The 19044-nt window shown below is 30.9% G+C and carries 19 protein-coding genes and 1 tRNA gene; 19 read left to right on the forward strand and 1 reads right to left on the reverse strand.

All coding sequences use genetic code 11. The features are described 5' to 3' along the window. Nucleotides 1–22: 22 nt before the first annotated feature. Nucleotides 23–913 (reverse strand): HD-GYP domain-containing protein, encoded by an 891-nt coding sequence (locus XO10_RS03085; protein WP_014296114.1) that lies wholly within the window; start codon nt 911–913, stop codon nt 23–25. 121 nt (nt 914–1034) lie between these two features. Here XO10_RS03085 and XO10_RS03090 point away from each other — a divergent pair. The 19 genes from XO10_RS03090 (at nt 1035) to XO10_RS03180 (ending at nt 19021) form a co-directional block, all read left to right on the forward strand. Then, nucleotides 1035–1109 (forward strand) — tRNA-Thr (locus XO10_RS03090). A 119-nt stretch (nt 1110–1228) separates the two neighbouring features. Next, entirely contained in the window at nt 1229–2179 is a 951-nt protein-coding gene (gene tilS, locus XO10_RS03095) for a tRNA lysidine(34) synthetase TilS (RefSeq protein ID WP_175421114.1), read from the forward strand. Beyond that, nucleotides 2166–4073, forward strand: a complete 1908-nt coding sequence (gene ftsH, locus XO10_RS03100; protein ID WP_075780365.1) for an ATP-dependent zinc metalloprotease FtsH — start codon at nt 2166–2168, stop codon at nt 4071–4073. The genes tilS and ftsH overlap by 14 nt, the downstream gene beginning before the upstream one ends. After that, nucleotides 4048–4470, forward strand: coding sequence for a thioesterase family protein (locus XO10_RS03105; protein ID WP_014296117.1), 423 nt, complete (start codon nt 4048–4050; stop codon nt 4468–4470). Before ftsH ends, XO10_RS03105 begins: the two co-directional genes overlap by 26 nt. A 30-nt stretch (nt 4471–4500) precedes the next feature. Continuing rightward, the gene (locus XO10_RS03110) at nt 4501–5229 is read left to right on the forward strand and encodes a response regulator transcription factor (protein ID WP_014296118.1); all 729 of its coding nucleotides are present in this window, start codon (nt 4501–4503) and stop codon (nt 5227–5229) included. Between the two features lie 59 nt (nt 5230–5288). Beyond that, nucleotides 5289–6584, forward strand: coding sequence for a cell wall metabolism sensor histidine kinase WalK (locus tag XO10_RS03115; protein ID WP_041638465.1), 1296 nt, complete (start codon nt 5289–5291; stop codon nt 6582–6584). Then, the gene (locus XO10_RS03120; protein ID WP_014296120.1) at nt 6559–7878 is read left to right on the forward strand and encodes a pyrimidine-nucleoside phosphorylase; all 1320 of its coding nucleotides are present in this window, start codon (nt 6559–6561) and stop codon (nt 7876–7878) included. Before XO10_RS03115 ends, XO10_RS03120 begins: the two co-directional genes overlap by 26 nt. Further along, complete coding sequence (locus tag XO10_RS03125; protein WP_014296121.1) at nt 7878–9740, forward strand: phosphodiester glycosidase family protein; 1863 nt, start codon at nt 7878–7880, stop codon at nt 9738–9740. Before XO10_RS03120 ends, XO10_RS03125 begins: the two co-directional genes overlap by 1 nt. Nucleotides 9741–9767: 27 nt before the next feature. Further along, on the forward strand, nt 9768–11849 hold the full coding sequence (fusA, locus tag XO10_RS03130) for an elongation factor G (RefSeq protein WP_014296122.1): 2082 nt from the start codon (nt 9768–9770) through the stop codon (nt 11847–11849). A 233-nt stretch (nt 11850–12082) separates the two neighbouring features. Beyond that, a complete protein-coding gene (locus XO10_RS03135) occupies nt 12083–12394 on the forward strand; it encodes a helix-turn-helix transcriptional regulator (protein WP_014296123.1) in 312 nt (103 codons plus the stop codon). Nucleotides 12395–12473: 79 nt separating this feature from the next. Continuing rightward, complete coding sequence (locus XO10_RS03140; protein ID WP_083635636.1) at nt 12474–12959, forward strand: Na+/H+ antiporter subunit E; 486 nt, start codon at nt 12474–12476, stop codon at nt 12957–12959. Continuing rightward, on the forward strand, nt 12956–13204 hold the full coding sequence (locus XO10_RS03145; protein WP_014296125.1) for a cation:proton antiporter: 249 nt from the start codon (nt 12956–12958) through the stop codon (nt 13202–13204). The genes XO10_RS03140 and XO10_RS03145 overlap by 4 nt, the downstream gene beginning before the upstream one ends. Next, entirely contained in the window at nt 13201–13545 is a 345-nt protein-coding gene (mnhG, locus tag XO10_RS03150; RefSeq protein ID WP_014296126.1) for a monovalent cation/H(+) antiporter subunit G, read from the forward strand. Before XO10_RS03145 ends, mnhG begins: the two co-directional genes overlap by 4 nt. Then, the gene (locus XO10_RS03155; RefSeq protein ID WP_014296127.1) at nt 13532–13777 is read left to right on the forward strand and encodes a hydrogenase subunit MbhD domain-containing protein; all 246 of its coding nucleotides are present in this window, start codon (nt 13532–13534) and stop codon (nt 13775–13777) included. The genes mnhG and XO10_RS03155 overlap by 14 nt, the downstream gene beginning before the upstream one ends. Then, nucleotides 13774–14532 (forward strand): Na(+)/H(+) antiporter subunit B, encoded by a 759-nt coding sequence (locus XO10_RS03160; protein WP_014296128.1) that lies wholly within the window; start codon nt 13774–13776, stop codon nt 14530–14532. The genes XO10_RS03155 and XO10_RS03160 overlap by 4 nt, the downstream gene beginning before the upstream one ends. Beyond that, entirely contained in the window at nt 14533–14877 is a 345-nt protein-coding gene (locus XO10_RS03165) for a sodium:proton antiporter (protein ID WP_014296129.1), read from the forward strand. Then, nucleotides 14870–16270, forward strand: a complete 1401-nt coding sequence (locus XO10_RS03170) for a complex I subunit 5 family protein (RefSeq protein ID WP_014296130.1) — start codon at nt 14870–14872, stop codon at nt 16268–16270. Before XO10_RS03165 ends, XO10_RS03170 begins: the two co-directional genes overlap by 8 nt. 1 nt (nt 16271) lies before the next feature. After that, nucleotides 16272–18113, forward strand: a complete 1842-nt coding sequence (locus tag XO10_RS03175; RefSeq protein WP_014296131.1) for a proton-conducting transporter membrane subunit — start codon at nt 16272–16274, stop codon at nt 18111–18113. After that, complete coding sequence (locus XO10_RS03180; protein WP_014296132.1) at nt 18110–19021, forward strand: respiratory chain complex I subunit 1 family protein; 912 nt, start codon at nt 18110–18112, stop codon at nt 19019–19021. The genes XO10_RS03175 and XO10_RS03180 overlap by 4 nt, the downstream gene beginning before the upstream one ends. The last annotated feature ends 23 nt before the right edge of the window (nt 19022–19044 follow it).

Here is a 19044-nt window from a genome sequence, read left to right on the forward strand (position 1 = left end):
GAAAATGGGGGATATTTAATACTTAAATAAATTTTTCTGTCTTAAGAAAATCTTTCATAAAATCTATAAATGATTGTCCAAGATTTGGATCAAACTTCTTTCCAAGATTAAACTCAATATAATTTAAAGCTTCTTCCGGAGATAAAATTCCAAAATGTTCAGAAGTTGCTGTGTGAGTGGCCCAATCAAACCAATCAACAATTCCTATTAAACGTGCATGATATGGAATTTCTTCACCTTTTAGGTGATCTGGAAATCCTGTTCCATTCCAGAACTCATGGTGAGATCTTACTACATCCATGGCATACCAGAGTTCTTTTCTATTTCCTAAAAATACAGAACCTGCTACTGTATGTTCTAAATCCCATTGTTCTAAATCAAAAACCCTTGTTTTTGAAAATAGCATTAATTGTTCAATACCAATTCTTCCTACATCGTGTAACATAGCTACATCATATATTAATTCAATTTCTTCAGGATCTTTTTTCATATATTCCGCCCATTTTTTTGAATAAAATGCTACACGTTGTGTATGACTCATACTTGTCTTTTTATCTTCAACTTCAAGAAGTACTATTAAATTTTTTATAAACTCTGCAACCTCTTTTCTTTTTTCTTCAAGCAAATATAAAAGTTCAAATGGAGCTTCCTCAAATGAATCAGATAACATACTCAATAAGAGAAGTTGAAATGCCTTTTCAGAATTTGGAATTGATTTCGGAAACCTTTCATCATTAATTAACTGTATTTCTTTATCTTTTATCAAAATGTAGGGCATCTCACATTCCATCTGCTTATCGGAAATTCTTATAACCGTATTTTTAGGGGTATCTACATATTCAAATAAAAATTTATTTAAAACCTTTCTACTTAATCCTGTAGGATCGTAGATTTTATGTTTTTCGAATCCCATCTTCATGCCTCCATTCAAAAAAAATGTTATTTCTATATAATTATACCATATTTATGTTTTTTAAGCATAAATACTTGACAAAATCATCTTTAAAATATATAATTATTTCGTCAATATTCTTGCCGGTGTAGCTCAACGGTAGAGCGGCTCATTCGTAATGAGTAGGTTGGGGGTTCGATTCCCTTCACCGGCTCCAGAATCTCCTGTATTAAAACAGGAGATTTTTTTGTTTTTTTCATTATAATAATTCTTTTTTGTATATCATTTTCCTGAGTTAATTTTATGTTATAATTAATTTTGAAATGGAGTGATTTTATGAAAATTGAATTTAAAGTATTAAAATTTATTAGAAAATATAATATGTATTCTCCGGGAGATAGGGTATTATTAGGGGTTTCCGGCGGACGTGATTCAATGGTAATGCTTGATATAATGGATAAATTAAAAGATATTTTGAAAATAGAGATAGGAGTTGCGCACTTTAATCATTCGCTCAGAAAAGAAGCAGATTCTGAAGAAGATTTTGTAAAAAGTGAAGTATTAAAAAGAAAAATTACATTTTATTCTAAAAAAGAAGATGTTAAAAACTATGCAAAAACGCATAAAATTGGCATTGAAGAAGCTGCAAGAACTTTAAGATATAATTATTTTAGGGAAATTTTAAAAAAAGAAAAATATAATAAAATAGCTATAGCTCATTATTCCAGAGATTTAAGCGAAACTGTGGTTTATAGACTGATAAAAGGTACAGGAATATATGGCATTGGAGGATTGCTTCCCATAAACGAAAATGTTACACGCCCGATATTAATTTTAAATTTTGAAAATCTCGAAAAATATGTTACAATTAACAATGTTAACTATGTAATTGATCAGTCGAATTTTGATACAAAATATACCCGAAATAAAATAAGGCATAAAATCCTTCCTTATTTCAAAGAAATAAATGAAGAATACGAAAATGCAATATTTAGATTTGCTGAAATAACATGGGAATACAGGAATTTCGTAGAAAATATCTTTAATTCGCGAGTTGAAATAAAAGAAAACATTTACATTCTTTCTTTAGAAAATGACTTTATTGACAATGAAATTCTAAGGTTTATTTTTTTAAAATTAAACAAGTTACCACCTTCAAAAGAAGAAACAGAAAAATTATTAAAAATGAAATCAAAAGGAAAAAGAAAAATCAACGGATTAATAATAATAAAGAATAAAGATAAGTTAGAGATATCAAAGGAGGTAAATTCTCTTGGCGGAAAATAAGAATAATGATGGAAAAAATTTCAAAAAGCATATAGGAATTATTTCTGTATATTTAGTAATTGGTCTGATTATATTCTTTATTATAAAAGGTATGTCAGTTGATACAACAAATCTTACTATTAGTTACACACAGTTTTTAGATCTCGTTGATAACCATAAAGTTTCAAAGGTAATTGTTGAAGATACAGGTAAAGTAAAAATAAAAACTATTGATGGTCAGAATTATGAACTTTTTGCTCCAGTTGTTTTAAAAGATAACGACTTTATTGATAAACTCATTCAAAATAAAGTGGAAGTTGATTTCAAACAGGATGTAACTTCTGGATGGATATATGGAATTTTAAGCTATGTAGTTCCATTTGTAATACTAATATTCCTGTGGATGATAATGTTAAGACCTCTTACCGGTAGAGGACCACAGGGAATGAACTTTACAAAAAGTCCTGCAAGAAAATATGATCCAGAAAAGGAAAGAGTTACATTTGATGATGTTGCTGGTGTTGACGAAGCAAAAGAAGAATTACAGGATATAGTAAAGTTTTTAAAAAATCCACAATCATTTAACAAACTTGGAGCAAGAATGCCAAAGGGAATTTTACTTGTTGGACCTCCTGGTACAGGTAAAACATTGGTTGCAAGAGCTGTGGCAGGAGAAGCCAGAGTACCTTTCTTTTATATAAGTGGTTCCGATTTTGTTGAATTATTTGTTGGTGTTGGTGCTGCAAGAGTTAGGGATTTATTCTCTCAGGCTAAAGCTAATGCTCCAGCAATTATATTTATTGATGAAATAGATGCCGTCGGTCGTCAAAGAGGCGCAGGACTTGGTGGCGGCCACGATGAAAGAGAACAGACACTTAACCAATTACTTGTTGAAATGGACGGTTTTGATCCAAGATCAGGTATAATTATAATGGCTGCTACAAACAGACCGGATATTTTAGATAAGGCATTATTAAGACCTGGAAGATTTGATAAAAAAGTTGTCCTTGATATGCCTGATGTAAAAGGAAGAGCTCAAATATTAAAAATACATATGAGAGGAAAACCTATTTCTCCAGATATTGATGTTGATGTACTTGCAAGAAGAACTCCAGGATTTTCAGGTGCAGATCTTGAAAATCTTATTAATGAAGCGGCATTACTTTCTGCAAGAAAGGGTAAAAAGATTATTGAAATGGAAGAAATGGAAGAGGCTATTGATAGAATAATTGCAGGTCCAGCAAGAAAAAGCAGGGTAATATCTGAAAAAACCAGAAAGATTATTGCCTATCATGAATTAGGTCATGCTATAGTTGGTGCATTATTGCCAAATGCAGATCCAGTCCATAAGGTTACAATAGTTCCAAGAGGTCATCAGGCTTTAGGTTTTACATTGCAATTACCTCTTGAAGATAGATATTTAATGACAAAAGAAGAGATATTGGATAGAATAACAGGTATTTTAGGCGGAAGAGCTGCAGAAGAACTTGTATTTAATCAAATAACAAGCGGAGCAGCAAATGATCTCCAGAAAGCTACAGAATATGCAAGAATTATGGTTTTAAAATTTGGAATGAGTGAAAGACTTGGTCCAGTAGCCTGGGGTGCTGAAGAAGAAGAAGTATTCCTTGGTAAAGAATTAGCAAAAATGAAAAACTACAGTGAAGAAACCGCTAGCGAAATAGACAATGAAGTAAAAAGAATTATTATAGAGTCTTATGAAAAAGCAAAAAAGATTTTATCTGACAATAGAGATAAACTTGATTCTATTGCTGCAATATTGCTTGAAAAGGAAACATTAAGCGGTGAAGAATTAAACGAGTTATTGGGTGTATCAAATTCCAAAAATGAAGATTCACCTATTGAAGATTCCGAGGGGGTGGAAAACGATGGAGGTGATCTGGAAAGAAGTTAAGGAATTAGAGGGGAAAGAATTTAACTACTCTTTTTCCGTTAATGATGAAAGCTTCTTATGGTCTGAAAAAGAAGAGTTTAAAGATTTTCATCTATTATCAACAACAGCATTATTAGAAGAGGTTTTTAGGGCTTCTACAGAAATAGTCAGTCCTTTAATTCCTGAACATGTAATGGTTGTATCCTCGGCTAAAATAAATCATATCGCTCCAACACCATATGGTTTTAAAGTATATATGAAAATAAAGATTGTATATGTAAAGGGAAATAAGATAAAATTCTTTGTAGAAGTTTTTGATGAAATGGAAAAAATTGCAGAAGTAGAATTTAAACGTGTAATAGTCAACAGCAAAGCTTTAAAAAGAAGAACAAACGACAAATCAACAAAATTAATGTAAATTTTCAATATTCGAAGGGAGGAAATTAAAATGGGTAAAAAGGTTATTATGATCATTGAAGATGATCCAGCAATTTCCGAAATGCTGAATTTTAATTTAACAAAGGAAGGTTATGATGTTGTATTAGCTTCAGATGCAGATGAAGCAGTAAAGGTAATAGAAGAAAAGGATGTAGACTTTTTCATAGTTGATATTATGTTACCTGGTTCAATGGATGGATTTGATTTCATAAGAACAATAAAGAGCAATGAAAAATTCAAAAATGCACCTGTTCTTATTTTAAGTGCAAAAGATGATCCAGCTGATAAAGTTGCTGGACTTGAACTCGGAAGTGATGACTACGTAACAAAACCTTTTAACGTAAGAGAATTAATTGCAAGAATTAAATCAATTTTCAGAAGACAACAACAGGCAATGCAAATAAAAGAAGAAGGTCCAAAGAAGATTATTGCAAAGGATCTTGAAATTGATACAGAAAGATATGAAGTTCTTATTAGAGGTAACCCTGTTGAATTAACACCTCTTGAATTTGAATTATTGACCTTCCTCGCTAAAAACGAAGGAAAAGTATTCAGCAGAGATGTATTATTGGATAAATTATGGGGTTATGACTATTTTGGAGACACAAGAACAGTTGACGTACATATAAGAAGATTAAGAACAAAAATCGAAGAAGATCCTTCAAATCCAAAATACATAATTACAGTTAGAGGAAAAGGTTATAAATTCAGAGATCCTGGAAAGGAAAAATTAGACTAATAAAAAACTAAAAGCGGCAGAAGGATTTCTGTCGCTTTTTTGAAATAGGTGATAAAATGGTGACATACTTTTTATTAATATCCATTTTTTTAGTTGTACTATATTATGTTGTAACCGCATATATGTCTTTAAAAAAAGAAACTTCGAAATTAAAATCATCTATATCAAGAGTATTATCAATCAGTGCCAGCGATCCTGCCACTGAATTTTTGGTGCATTCTCTTGAAGAAAAGATAAAAGACTTAAATAAAAAAATGGATATAGAAAAAAGAAAAAGAAAAAATATCTATTCTATTTTGAATAATATCTCTGAAGCTATAATGCTCGTCTTTTATAATGAAAGTTCTGATAGATTAATACTTGATTATGCCAACAAAGGAGCTCAAAATCTTTTCATAACTTCTGATTTTTTAGGGAAAACGTTATCAGAAATCCTTGAAGATCATACACTTATAGACTTAATTTTAAAAAGTTATAGAAAAAATGAGAACTTAAAGGAAGAGATCATTATATATAGCCCTAAAAAATCTTTCTTTAATTGCGAGATAAAAAAAGTAACTTTAGATACAGAACATGAACAAAACTATAGAATAGTTATTTTACGAGATATCACGAAAGAAAAGGAACTCGATTTAATGAGAAGAGAATTTCTCACCGTTATGTCACACGAATTAAAAACACCACTTACTGCTATACATGGATATGCAGAAACATTGCTTATGAGCGATGAAAATATGTCTCCACAGGCAATTAGATTTTTGAGAATAATTGAAGATGAATCTTCAAGACTAACAAGATTAATTAATGATTTACAGGATATAAGTCGTCTTGAAAGAAAGGACTATGAATATCATTTCAAAGAATTAAATATTTCCAATTTAATAAAAAAGGTATATATGATATTTGAATCTCTGGTAAAAGATATGGATGTAAAACTTTATCTTGATATAGAAAAGGAATTAATTATTACCGGTGATGAAGACAGGCTTATGCAAGTTGCCTACAATATTCTCGATAATGCTGTGAAATTTACCTATATAAAAGAAAATGGTCCAAAAGAAATATTTATTAGATTGTATTCTGGAAAAGAAGATGAAATAATATTCGAAGTTGAAGATACAGGTATTGGAATTCCAGAAAGAGAAAGGAATAAAATATTTAATCTATTCTATAGAGTTGATAAATCAAGATCAAGACAAATTCCAGGAACCGGTATAGGATTGTATATTGTAAAACAAATACTTGAAAAACATAGAGCATATATTGAAGTAGATAGTGAAGAACAACAGGGTACGTTAATAAAGATTATATTTAAAGGGAGGAGTTTAAATGAGACCAGTAGACATAATTCATAAAAAAAGAAATGGTGGAATTAATACAAAAGAAGAAATAGAATTTATGGTAAATGGATATGTAGATGGAAGCATTCCAGATTATCAGATTTCTGCATGGCTAATGGCAATATATTTTAATGGAATGAATAAGGAAGAAAGATATTATCTTACCATGACCATGAGAAATAGCGGGGATATAATAGACTTATCAGGAATTGAAGGAATTAAAATTGATAAACATTCTACCGGTGGTGTAGGAGATAAAACAACTCTTGCTGTAGGACCGCTTGTAGCTTCTGCTGGATTAAAGGTATCAAAACTTTCAGGAAGAGGGCTTGGTCATACTGGTGGAACTATAGATAAGTTAGAATCCATACCTGGATTTAAAACAGCTATCTCAAAAGATGAATTCTTTAAAATTGCCAATGAAGTAGGAATGGTTGTTGCTGGCCAGACAGGAAATATTGCACCAGCAGATAAAAAATTATATGCATTAAGAGACGTTACAGATACTGTAGATGAAATTTCATTGATTTCTGCAAGTATAATGAGTAAAAAACTTGCTGTAAATTCTGATGGAATTGTTTTAGATGTAAAAACTGGAAGTGGAGCTTTCATGAAAAATCTTGATGATGCCGTTGCTCTTGCAAAATCAATGGTTGAAATTGCTGAACTTAATAATAGAAAAATAGTTGCTGTTGTAACAAATATGGATCAACCACTTGGTGAAATGGTTGGTAATTCCCTTGAAGTATGGGAAGCAATAGAAACATTAAAAGGAAATGGTCCTGAAGATTTCACTGAATTATGTCTTGAACTTGCCGCAAGCATGATTGACCTTGCAGGTATATATGAATATAAAGAAGCAAGAAAAATATTAGAAGAAAACATCAAAAATGGAAAAGCTTTAGAAATTATGAGAAAATGGATAAAAGCTCAAGGTGGAGACGAAAGAGTAGTTGACAATCCAGAAGAAATATTGCCTATTTCAAAAAATATCGTTGAATTCAAAGCAGAAAAATCTGGATATGTATCACATATAGATGCAGAAAAAGTTGGAATTGCTTCAATGGTGTTAGGTGCTGGAAGAAAGAAAAAAGAAGATGAAATAGATTATTCAGTTGGAATAAAGGTTATGAAGAAATTAGGTGCAAAGGTTGAAAAAGGAGATACTATTGCTTTATTATATGTATCAGATAAAAGTAATGTAGAAGAATCGCTTGAATTAATGAAAGAAGCATATGAAATTACAGACAATCCTCCAACAGAACATAAAATGAAATTAATATATGAAAAAATTTCAGGAGGTAAATAATGCCTAAAAAATTGCTTTTTATATTAAGCATTTTATTATTTGCTATTATTTCATATGGAAAAATAATTTATGTTGATTTAACAAAAGAATCTACAGAATTAAATTATATTACATTTTCCAATAACAAATATCTTGAGGTTGAAGAGATTTCCAAAATCTTCAACCTCAAGAAAAGTCCTTCTAAAAACATTATCTATCTCATCAGACATATTGGAAGTAAAATGGATGTTCTTGAACTAAATTTAATAAACGGAACTGTTAGAATCAATTTTAATATTAATGATTCTTTTGCATCTGCAGTGTTAAAAAACAATGATCAATATTATCTTCTTGTTGATGCTTTTGTGAAATTTATGGGATATCAAAAATTCGATTATAATGGAAATACTTATATTTATGCTTCTATTCCTCGAATAATAAAGATAGACTATTCGGTAAATAAAATTATCTTCTCAGTGAGTCATATAGTACATAAAGAAATGGTAATAAAAAATAAAAACGGTATAGTAATAGTTCCAGCTATTAATGAATATTCTGTTCCATCAGATATTAACTTTAAAATGCTGGGAGATAATGTTGTTGAATATGAAATAAAAGATTTTAATAATTATGATATTCAAATTTCAGGAAGAAGTATAATCTTAACTTTAAATCAGAAGAACAATAATTCTCCTGAAAATATTAAAACTGTCAATTCAAGCAATAATGTAGTTGAGAAAAAAAATATCGAAAACAATATCAACGAAAAAACTGAAAATAAAAATGATATTGAAACCAAAGAAAATGATTTAGTAAATAATTCTAACACCATAAATGAAAATAAAAAAGCAAACAATAATAACGCAAGTGAGGAAAAAAACTCTAAAAAATTGCAAATTGATACAAAACTTTTAAAAGTGGAAAATAAAATGATAGACTTAAACGGTCGAATTGTTCCTGTGCATATCGCCACAATTAATCCAAAAGAATTAGAAATAAAGGTTATGTTCAACAATCTTGGAAATCCTGAAGACGCTGAAAAATATTTAAATGAAGAAAATCCATTAGTTGCAATTAATGCTGGATATTTTGATGTTTCAACTCTGGAACCAATAGGAAAAATAATTACAGATGGAAAAATTCAGCACATTTCTTCATATTATAGACCATGCTTTATTGTTGATGAATATGGAGTTCCGTATATAAAAAAGGTAAATATGGAATACACAATATACATAAGAGGTGTCCCATTCTGGATAAAAGCTATAAATACAGCATGGAAAGGGGATGTAAAGCTATATACCAGTGCATATAAAGGAAAAATAAAAGAAAGTGAAGATGATTATTTATTCCTTTTAATAGAAAATGATTATATTGTATATATTGGTAAAAAAAGACCCATAAATAATCAAAAATTATTATTAATTGAAAGAAAATACCTGAAGTACATAAAAGATGTCGCAGAAGGAGATGAAGTAATATTTGATATAGATATAAATCAAAATATTGCTATAAAAGAGTTAATTGAAAGCGGACCGTTACTTAAAAGTAATGATATAATGCCAGAAGCGATGAAAGAAGAGAAATTAGCCTATTCATGGAGCATTATTAACCGAAAAACACCTCGAACGATAGTTGCAATTAATAACGATGATATGGTATTATTTATTGTAGTAGATGGATACATGGAATCAAATCCTGGAATAAATTATGACGAAGCAATATTGCTCCTTGAAAAAATAGGAAATATAAAACAGGCTATGATGCTTGATGGGGGAAGTTCTTCTATATTCTATTACAACGGGTCCATCTTAAATTATCGATCAGAAAACTGGAGAAGTAAAATACCTGCTTTTTTAGGGGTATTTAAAAAAGATAGATAAAGATTACTACAGTGGGGGTGCATTGATATGGGAATGATCAAGTCAGATAAAAAAAGGATAGTGGGGTTATTTGGACATCATGGATGTGGAAAAACCACATTAATGGATGCCATATTAAAAAACTTTGATAGCGCAGATAGGATTGGACAGCGCTATTTAGACATTGAAGAAGTAGAAAAAGACAAAGGTTCAACATTTTCAAATCATATTGTGTCAGTAGATTATAAAGATTCAAGATTTTATTTCTTTGATACTCCAGGAATGGCAGATTTTCTCGGAGACATTGATGTTGCAGTAAATGCTGTTGACAACGTTGTTCTTGTTGTAAATGCTTCATCAGGTGTTGAAGTTACAACAGAAAGAATATGGAAAATTGCAAGGGAAAATAAAAAGCCAATCTTTATTTTAATAAACCAGATGGATAAAGAAGGCGTAAATTTTGGTAATGTAGTTTCTGAATTAAAGGAATTATTTGAAGATGGTGTAAAGGTTGTTCCTTTACAGGTTCCAATTGGCGAAGGACCTGAATTTAAAGGACTTGTAAATCTTTTAACACATGAAGCATTTGTTTATGAAACCGATCAAAGTGGAAAAGATAAAAAATTAGATGAAATACCAGCCGAAGCAAAAGAATATTATGAAGCATATCATCAGGAATTAATGGAAGATGTTGTTGAAACAAATGAAGCATTAATGGAAAAATATTTAGAAGAGGGAGAAGAAGCTTTAAATCCTGAAAATGTTTTTAAAGCTTTACACGTAGCATTTGAAGATGATGAAGTTGTACCAATAGTTGTTGCTTCAGCAGAAAAGAATATTGGTTTAGATAGATTTATGGAAATGATTTATCTTGTTGGTATGCATCCAGATGAAAGAACATTTAATGCAAAATATGAAGATAAAGAATTGGTAATAGAAGGAAAAGAAGATGAGCCATTTGTAGGTCTTGTTGTAAAAAATGCCGTTGATCCATTTGTGGGAAAACTTACATACATTAGAATACTTGCTGGAACGGTAAAATCAGGTGATTCATTTGTTGAAGTTCAGGAAGATTCCAATGAAAAAGTATCTCATATATATATACCTAGATTTGATAAAAATGAAGAAGTATCAGAAGCTGGAGTTGGTGATATAATCGTTGTTCCAAAACTTAAAAAGAGTAAAATCAATGATACTGTAGCTCATAATTCCAGACAGGTAAAAGTTGATGTACCTGAATTCCCTGAACCAATGATTTCTAAATCAGTAAAACCAACTTCCAAAAATGAAATTGACAAAGTTAATAATGCACTTTCCAAATTACAGGAATCAGATCCTACATTCTCATGGGAATTTGATCCAGAAACAGGTGAAACAATTGTTTCTGGTCTTGGAACTACACATCTTGAAATTATGATAGAAAGATTAAAGAAAACATTTAAGGTAAATGTAGAAGTTGGAAAACCTAAGATTGCTTACAGAGAAACAATTAGAAGAAAGGTTAAAGCAGAATATAAACATAAAAAGCAAACTGGTGGTCATGGGCAATACGGTCACGTAAAAATTGAATTAGAACCACTTCCAAGAGGAGAAGGATATGAATTTGTTGATAAAATCGTTGGTGGTGTAATTCCAAAGAACTTTATTCCTTCAGTAGATAAAGGAATAAAAGAAGCTATGAAAAAAGGTGTTGTTGCTGAATATCCAGTTGTTGATATTAAGGTTACACTATATGACGGTTCTTATCATGAAGTTGACTCATCAGATATAGCATTCCAGATTGCAGCAAGACAGGCATTTAAAGATGGTATGAAGAATGCAAATCCTGTTATTCTTGAACCAGTAATGAAAGTTGAAATTTACACACCAACAGAATATACCGGTGATGTAATGGGTGAAATCTCCTCAAAACGCGGAAGGCCAATGGGAATGCAATCATTAGGTAGAGGAACTGATAAAATTGAAGCAGAAATTCCTCTTGCAGAAATGCTTGATTTCTCGCCAAGATTAAGCTCAATTACAAGTGGAAAAGGATACTTTACAATGAAATTTTCAACTTATCAGGAAGTAACACCTGATATACAACAAAAAATAATTCAGGAAAGAGAAAGAGAGAAAGAAAATCAGTAATTAGGATATAACTGGTCTTAGATTAAATACCTGTAAAAATATGATTAAAGAGCGCATTTTGCGCTCTTTTTTTATTTTTTAGCATTTCTTATGAATATAGCAGATTAAAATGTATTATAGGTAATTATAGATAATAACAGTTTAAAATCATAGTTTTAATATCTGGTGTTTTTGTAATATAATAATATTAGAATTTTCTAATATTCTTTTATTTTCTATAAGGGGATGATATTTTGGATGAATGCAAATTAATATCAAACGTTTTCAAAAGTCTCGCACATCCTATTCGTTTAAGAATCGTAAAATTATTAAGTGAAAAAGAACTATCTGTATATGAAATTGTTGAAAGGTTAGGAACAAGTCAATCAAGTATCTCACAACATCTTAAAATCCTTGAAGAAAACGGTATCATTGTAAAAAAGAAACGAGGAAATTCTGTATATTGTATTCTAAAATATCAATGTGTACTGGAACTTTTATCCCACGGAAAAAGAATAATTTCACAAGAATTGAATGAAGCTCATGATATCATAAAGAATTCCTGATTGCTTTTTGTGAAATAAAAAGTGGTTTTATCAAAAATAAAGATATTTTTCACAAATTTTTCCTAAAGGAGGGAGTACATTGAAAAAATTTATTTCCACATTTTTGACCCTATGGGTTATCTGGATTGCTCTAACAAATTTCAGCACTCCAGAATTACTTACAGGGCTAGTTGTATCTTTAGTTTTAGCTGGAATTATAGCTAAAACTGTAGATTATGAATTTGGTTTTTCTGTAATTCCAAAGGTTTTAAAGTTTGTTTTCATCTATGTTCCTGTGTTTATTGTTGAAATGGTAAAGGCGAATTTCGACGTTGCAGCAAGGGTTTTAAATCCAGCATTACCATTAAACCCTGGATTTGTTAAGGTTCCAACAAAATTAAAAGGAAACGTTGGAAAATTAACTCTTGCAAATTCCATTACATTAACTCCAGGTACATTATCTATTGATGCTGATGACGATTATATTTACATCCACTGGATTGATGTAAAAGGTGAAACTCCCGAAGAATATCAGAAGTATGTTTCTGGAAAATTTGAAAAGATTTTGGGAGGGATTTATGAATGAATACATTAATAGGCTTATTAATCGCAATTGGAGCTTTTTTCTCTATTATCAGATTAATTCAAGGTCCAACGACACCTGATAGAGTTGTTGCTATCGACACTTTAAACGTTATTATCACAGGATCAATAGTTTTCCTTGCTTTCTTATTCAAAAGTGAGTTATATCTTGATATTGCATTAGTTTATGGAGCATTATCATTCCTTGAAACAGTGGTAATTGCTCGTTATTTGGAGGGGAAAAAATGAGTGCTATAGGATATATATTAATGATAATAGGTGCGCTCTTTTATGTTTTAGGTGGTTTGGGTTTATACAGAATGCCTGATGTTTACAATAGACTTCAGGCAGCAACAAAAGCTACAACTCTTGGAACATTTTCATTGGTTTTAGGTGTAGGTATAGCTCAACCAGCATGGTTTATTAAAACTTTGTTAATTGTTGTATTTCTTACAATTACCAACCCTGTTGGAAGTTCTGTATTAGCTAAGGCTTCATATATTTACGGCGCAAAACCTTTTAAATTAGTAAAAAATGAGTTAGACGAACTCTACAACAAAAGTAGAGGTGATGAAAATGCAGATAATTGAGTTATTAGTAGGTATTACATTAATAGTATTCGCAATATTGGCAATTGAATCAAAAAAGATTATTACTTCAGTTATTTATTTATCAATATTAAGTATGCTTTCTGTTGTTTCATTTATCTTTATGAAGGCTCCTGATGTTGCAATTACAGAAGCAGTAATTGGTTCAGGTCTTGTAACCGCTGTATTTATCTTTACACTCTTTTCCATGAAAAAGGCTGGTGATAAAGAATGATGAAAAGAGTTATTGCAGGTTTAATTGTAATAGTTTTAGGAATATTTATCTTCACAAGCCTTTATGCTCCAAAAAGCAGTGAAGGAAAATTCTTTCCAGAATTTGGAAAGGCAAATTTAAGTGAAAGGGTTTCAGACAAATTTGTAAAAAAGAATGTAACCGGTGATAACGGTGAAGTTGTTTATAAAGAAACAAAAGACCCAGAAAGTGGTTCAGCAAATATGGTTACTTCTATTGTCGTAAATTACAGGTCTTTTGATACTTTAGGAGAAGTTACTGTATTATTTGTTTCTGCTCTTGGTGTTGGATTATTATTAAGCGGAAAATCAAGAATGAAATTTAAAACACCGCCTAATTTCATTTTAAAATCTGCAGTTAGGGTTATTGCTGGAGTAATATTAATTACAGGTGTTTACATTTTCATTCATGGGCATCTTACCCCTGGTGGAGGTTTTCCTGGCGGTTCTATGATCGCTTCAGCAGTATTATTATTCTATTTATCAGATGATGAATTTAAAACAAAGATGAAATCATTTAAATTATTAGAAGGAACTGCTGGAAGTTTATATCTTATATTCGGTTTATTAGGATTAGCATATGGAGGATACTTCCTTTATAACTTCCTTCCAACAGGAACTGTTGGTGAATTGTTCAGTGCAGGTATTGTTCCAATTATTTACATCTTTGTTGGTTTAAAAGTAGGATCTGAGCTTTCAAACTTGATCTCAGATTTTCTCTCAGAGGAGGGGAAATAAATGATACAATACATATTTATAATTTTAATATTAATTGGTATATATGGTCTTTTAACTCAAAAAAATCTAATAAAGCTTGTTGTAGCTTTAAATGTTTTGGAAGTAGGAGTTAATCTTTTCATAATCTCAGTTGGTTATGTAAATGATGGTGTTGCTCCTATATTATTCAACGGTGTAAAAACAACAAACAGTCTTTTTGTTGATCCATTACCTCAAGCATTGGTACTTACAGCTATTGTTATTGGTGTTGGTGTAACAGCATTAGCATTAACAGTTGTAAGAAAATTATACGCAAAATACGGCACATTAGAATTGGACGAGATGGGGAGTGAAAGCAATGATTAATCCTATCTTATTAATCGCGATACCATTACTATTCGCATTTTTATCTGTAATGTTTAAAACTTTAGATAAAACATTATTAATAATTGCTGTTTTATTTAATGCATTTGCTTCATTTGCTTTACAACAGGGAACTATTATCGTAGGTGGTTGGAAGCCTCCTTTCGGTATTAATCTTGTTGTTGATCAATATGCAGCTTATGGATTGATGATAGTAAATGTTGTATTTGCACTTGCAGTATTAACTTCAATGTCATCAATTAAAAAATATTCAACTGTATTATTGGTTTCATTAACTTCATTAAACGGTTTGCTCATGACAGGTGACTTATTCAATTTATTCGTTTTCCTTGAAATTGCATCAATTTCAGCATATATTCTTTCTACAATGACAAAAAATTACAAAGGAACATTTAATTACATTATCCTCGGTGCATTGGGTTCAAATTTATACCTTTTAGGTATAATTATCCTTTATGCCACTGCAGGAACATTAAATATGGCTGACATGCACGCAAAACTCTCTGGAATAAATAGCGATGTATTATTATTAGCACTTACATTTATCTTTGCTGGTTTTGCAGTAGAATCTAAATTATTACCATTTAACGGTTGGGTAAAAATGGTTTATGGAAACACAAATGACTTAAATGGCGCTATTTTTGCTTCAGCATATGCAACAACGGCAATAATGGTATTTGGTAGATTATTTACACAAATCCTTGTTGTCGATGGAACACTTAAAACAATATTCTTAACAATTGCAGTATTGACATTTGTGTTTGGAGAAATTGCAGCATTTGCTCAAAGAAATGTAAGAGGTATTCTTGCATTTTCAAGTGTTGGACAGGCTGGTTTAATTGCAACATTGTTCTTATCAGGTGTAACTGGCGGGGCAATGATGCAGGTTGCTAATAATGCATTAGCAAAATTAATAATGTTTACAATAGCCGGTGCAATGTTTGTATATACTGGAACAGATAATGTAGAAAAATTACAGGGATTATTTAAAAAACATAAATTAATTGGTTTTGGATTTAGTGTTGCAGCATTATCATTGGTAGGATTACCTCTATTCTACGGTTTCTACGTAAAGGTATTTGCTTTATCAACATTATTTACATTAAAAAGTTTCTGGATTCCTGCATTTATCTTATTTGCAAGTTTAATTGAAGGTATTTATTACATCAGAATGTTGGTAAAACTCTGGAATCCTGGTGAAGAAGGAAAAGAATCAAAAGACGAATACACAACAAAATTATCCTTGGAAAACACATTTGCTTATGCACTTTTAGCTGTTGTAGTTGCAGCATTTATCATTTATGTAAGTTTTAATCCTGAATTTATTACTCAAGGCATAAGCAATTACCTTTCCAACATAGCGGGAGGGATGTGACGTGGCTTTAAATACATTAATCTTATTTATATTACTCGGCGGATTGGTTACATATGCAGTTTCAAAGTTCAATGATAAAGCAGGAGCTTATTTAACAATATTAATCTCAGTTGTTGCATTATTTGTTGTATATACATTAAAGGATTCAGCAGGTGAAGTACTTAATGTATTTACATACGGGAATTATTCACTTGATCTTGTAACTTCATCATATGCATGGTTCTTCTCAATTGTAATGGTTATTGTATATGCAATGGTTTCATTCTTTAATCCATACTGGATGGAAAAGGTAATACATCCAGCAGCATATAATCTTTTCTATGTATTATCTTTAGGTGGAACTATAGGTGTATTTTATTCAAAAGACTTTTTAACTTTATTCATCTTCTGGGAATTAGTAGTTTGGTCATCAATGTTTATTATTCCTTTAGGTAAATCCAGAAGAGCTTCAGTTGTATATTATGGAATTAGTACAATAGGTTCATTCTCAATGTTATATGCAATATTATTATTAAATTCAAAATACGGAACATTTGATATCTCAACAACAGTATCAAAAATGGCTGAAGATCCAAACTTTGCAGTTTTATTCTTCTTCTTAATTGTAATGGCTGGTTTAACAAAATTGGGTATTTTCCCATTCCATACATGGTTACCAATTGCACACGGTAATGCTCCACATACATTCTCACCTGTATTGTCAGGTGGTCTTGTAAAAATGGGTGGTTTTGTTGCATTTTTAATGACAGCTGTATTCCCAACATTTAAAGTATTCTCAAATCATTTCCAGATTATGGGACACCCATTTGAAAATTATATTTTAATGTTACTCGGTGGAATTAGTATAATAATTGGAACATTAATGGCTATAAAACAGGACGATGCAAAGAGATTAATTGCTTACTCAACAGTAAGTAATAGTGGTTATATATTAATAGGTCTTGCATTAACAGATCAAACAGCATTTGCTGGAGGTATGATGCACGTATTTAATCATGCTATGGCTTCAGCAGCAATGTTCCTTGCTTTTGCAGCAGTAGCTTACAGAACAGGAACAACAAAGATCTCAGAACTTGGTGGATTAATCAAAAAAATGCCTGTAACATTTGCTGCATATCTTATTGCAATTATTTCATTAGCAGGTATACCACCTATGAGTGGATTTGCATCAAAGTGGTTAATCTTCCAGGGATTAATTAGAAAAGGAAACATGTTCATTGCATTTGCAGCATTCTTTGGAAGTGTTGGATCATTTATGTATGTATTCAGACCATTAGCAGGCGCATTTTTAGGACAATTATCTCCAAAACATGAAGATGTAAAAGAAGTTCCTTTCTTAATGCAAATACCAATGTTGATCATTTCCGGTTTAACATTGTTATATGGTGTATATCCAGGATTAATGCTAAGATATATAGCTAAAATTCAGGAAGTTGTAGGAATTAAACCTATTGTAATTGATGGTTTTAAAGTTATGACTCCAAATGGTATGTGGGATTCATGGATAGTTACATTGGTATTTGGTGCAGGATTTATTGTAGCTACAATACTTTATTTTGTATTGCCAAAATCAAAGTCCGTAGGATTAATGGATACTTATACATCAGCAGAATTTATTCATGATCCAGATTTATATCACTATTCAGCAAATTACTATGCCCCATTTGAAAGATTATATGCAAATCATCCTTCTGTTGAAAAGTTCTATGATGCAATTGCATTAAGGGTAAAAGAACTTGGACAGTTGGTAAGAACATGGTTCTTCAATGAAAATCCAGCATTTACTGTTTTCTGGATTTCAATTGTAATAACTGCAATATTTATGTGGGGTGATAAAATATGACAACATTCTTTATGGCCACAGGGTTAGTATTATTAGCCTTCTTCTGGCAGGTAACCCTTTCAGGTATTCAAAGAAAAGTAGTTGCTAAAATACACATGAGAGTTGGTTCTCCATGGTACCAGAACTTTATTGATTTATTCAAAGCTTTCAGTAAAAGTTCAATTTCACACGGTTTTATATATGATTTCGGTGTTTTAATGGCTTTGGGAGGAACAATAGCAACTTTAATTTTCGTTCCAGCGGGAAATATCGTTGTATTTAAAAATCTCGATAATTTCTTTGTTATTGTATATCTTTTAGCAGTTGGTTCATTGGGTATGGCTATGAGTGCTGTTGGTTCTGGAAACCCATGGGCTTCAATAGGTGTTATGAGAGCTTTAACTCAGATGCTCGGTTATGAATTACCATATATAATGACAGTATTTGGAATTATTTTTGCAAATAAAACTGCATCTATTTCTGCTATTGCAGCAGCACAACAAGGTATGGGCATTTTAGGTTGGAATTTATTTAGAATGCCTTTAGGAACAATAGTTGGATTTATATCATTAATGGGTATGCTTGGTAAAAAACCATATGATACACCTGTTGCACCTGCAGAAATTGCTTCAGGTCCATTGGTAGAATATGGCGGAAAACATCTTGGTATGCTTATGCTTCAACACGACTTTGCAACATTTGTTGAAGTTGGATTATTTGTAAATTTATTCCTTGGTGGTGGAACAATTGTAGAATTTTTAATCAAATATTTTGTAGTATATATTTTTGCAACAATGATTTCTTCAGTAGTAGCAAGGTTTAAAATTGATCAATTAGTTGCATTTTACTATAAAGTACCTCTTGCATTAGCCTTTATTCAAACAGCAATTATAATCTTCACCGGTTTGGGGGTGAGCATATGGCTTTAAATGAAAATGAAAAGATAAATGAA

This window comes from Marinitoga sp. 1135 (genome assembly GCF_013363245.1).
Taxonomy (GTDB): Bacteria; Thermotogota; Thermotogae; order Petrotogales; family Petrotogaceae; genus Marinitoga; species Marinitoga piezophila.